This is a genomic window from Candidatus Magnetaquicoccus inordinatus, assembly GCF_004217665.1.
Lineage (GTDB): Bacteria > Pseudomonadota > Magnetococcia > Magnetococcales > Magnetaquicoccaceae > Magnetaquicoccus > Magnetaquicoccus inordinatus.
In genome coordinates this window covers 1-2,447 of sequence record NZ_RXIU01000340.1, presented here as the reverse complement: position 1 = coordinate 2,447, position 2,447 = coordinate 1, and the positions used below count along the sequence as shown (strand labels likewise).

The following is a 2,447-nucleotide window of genomic DNA, read 5'->3' as shown; positions in this document are numbered from 1 at the left end:
TGCAGGGAGACAACCGCTTCGCGCAAGCTGGTCGCCATTTCCAGGGCATACATATCCTGGCCGACTCCCAGAGAGTCCATCTCTTCCACGGCGATGCGAATGGACCAGATCGGCTCATGGATGGAGGAGATGCAGCGGAAGACATCTTCCCGATCCATGGGGGTAGAGAAGGCGTTATTGAGAATGATCAACAGACGCTCTTTCATATCCTCGGATTGCTGTTCGATAGTGATGATCTCTTCAGCACGGCTGTGCTCACCCTTTTCGAGGTAGAGGACCAGCGCGCTCAAGGATTTGACGAGCAGTTCAGACTGTTGGTGCAGATAGCTGAAAAACGGTGGTACGCGAGGAAAGATATTATCCAACAAACCACCGACGACGGGATTGGATCCACCCATGGTATTCTCCTATTAAAGCCGAGATTAAAGTGTATGTATATGTGTATTCATGAGAGCGTAAAAAGCGCCTTGCCTTATCTTGCGCCAACATTAAAGAACAGGTGGGCGATCAGATAGGTCAGGCCACCAACCAGTCCAGAGCCTGGGATGGTGAGCAACCAGGTTGCAAAGATCTCTTTTCCCTTACGCCATTTGACCGCTTTTGGCCGATCTGCCGAGCCGGCACCCATGATCGAAGAGCTGGCCACATGTGTGGTCGAGACGGGCGCTCCCATCATGGCGGCACCAAAGATCACCGCTGAAGAGGTCAATTGCGAGTTGAAGGAGTGAATCGGGCGCACACGGTAGATACCAAAACCGACGGTGCGGGCAATACGCCAACCGCCCATCATATTGCCGGCGGTGATGATGCCAGCACAGACGACAATCACCCAGTAGGGGACAAAAAATTTATCGATCGCGCCACCCAAAAAGAGGGCCAGGGCAATGATTCCCATGCTTTTTTGGGCATCATTGGTACCGTGCGAGAAGGAGAGGGCGGCGGCGCTGATATATTGGCTGCCCTTGAAAAAACGATCGATGGAGGGTTTGGCCGCATTGGTGAGCAGGCGGACAATTTTTTGCAGGGTATAGCCAAACATAAATCCGAGCACCGGTGAGATAAACAAGGAGAGCAACACCTTGGTCACACCAGTCATTTTGCCTTTCTCCACAAGGGCTTGAATACCCCAGTTGACATGGTCGGCACCGGCGGCAAAGAGCACGGCTCCGGCCACACCACCCACCAAAGCGTGGGAGGAGGAGGAGGGCAGACCAAACCACCAGGTCAACAGATTCCAAAAGATGGAGCCGCAGATGCCGCAGAGAACTATAGAAAGCGACATCAGTTTGGGCAGATCATCGATTTTCACAAAGCCGCCGATGGTATTGGCCACGGCAACGCCGCCCAACATCGGACCAATAAAATGGAACACACCGGTCAAGATCGAGGCTTGGATCGGGGTCATGGCCCGCGAAGCGATAATGGTACCGGTAATGTTGGAGGCGTCATGAAAACCGTTGGTAAAGTCGAAGATCAGCACGATAATAATCGCGCTCCACATCAGCATATAAATCGCATTGCTATCCATGGTGGATTGCCTGAGCCTCCTCTCGTAAATGGGTCTGTAGAAATACCGTTACGGCAACATTCGAGCGATACCACCTACATCGGTATCGTTCCTGTACCGCAAATTGCGTTGGTGAAATGGGCATTGTTTCGTTTCCTTGATCATGCGGTTCTGGTTAAGGTTCTATTTCTATTATTGCACTCTTTCATTGGTGAAAGATTATTCAGTTAGCTATTCAGCAAGCAATCACCCTCAACTGGTTCCGCAAGGAGGGAATCAGCCGGCTGCATGGAATGATAAAGCCAATTGCCTATTGATTTTTCTTGGTTGTTTATATTTTGTTTATATCGTTGTTATAAACGTGTTTGATGGTAAAACAGATTTTGACAAAGTGAAAGTTTTTTATTGTAAAATTACAGCAAAGTCATTATGACATATTTGTAATTAACATGTAATATAATTTACAAACATGTCTGATTGAGAAATGTATTACCTATTCGGGTTACAAATTTTCTCGTTTGTATGAAGAGAGAAGCGGCACAGGGGGGGGATGCTGCAGAGATAGTGCAGAAAACAGGCTCTATAAACCATGGGCATCACTGCCAATAAGTCTGCTGTCTGGCGTTTGTATTGTGTAAATATTCAGGTCGGTGCTGGCTCGCCAGCTCTACCCCTATGGGGATGCTGTGCGGATTGGCGCAAAAAGGCGCGCCAATCCGCACAGCTTGCTTCCATGAGGCGCGCCGCGCCGACGCAAAGAGCGCGTCGGCTTGTTGTGAAAGGCGCGCCAAAGGCAAAAGATTATGTAACTATTCAGGTTGGTGTTGGCTCGCCAGCTCTACCCCTATGGGGATGCTGTGCGAATTGGCGCAAAAAGGCGCGCCAATCCGCACAGCTTGCTTCCATGAGGCGCGCCGCGCCGACGCAAAGAGCGCGTCGG

The 2,447-nt window shown here is 50.3% G+C and carries 2 protein-coding genes; both read right to left on the bottom strand.

Annotation, left to right across the window (positions count from 1 at the left end; translation table 11 throughout):
- Positions 1-398, bottom strand: a 398-nt coding sequence (locus EJP87_RS15390) for a DUF47 domain-containing protein (protein ID WP_130472743.1), incomplete at its 3' end; no start/stop codon positions are given.
- Positions 399-472: 74 nt separating this feature from the next.
- Positions 473-1,528: an inorganic phosphate transporter gene (locus EJP87_RS15385; protein ID WP_130472742.1), complete on the bottom strand. Its 1,056-nt coding sequence runs from the start codon at positions 1,526-1,528 to the stop codon at positions 473-475.
- Positions 1,529-2,447: the final 919 nt, after the last annotated feature.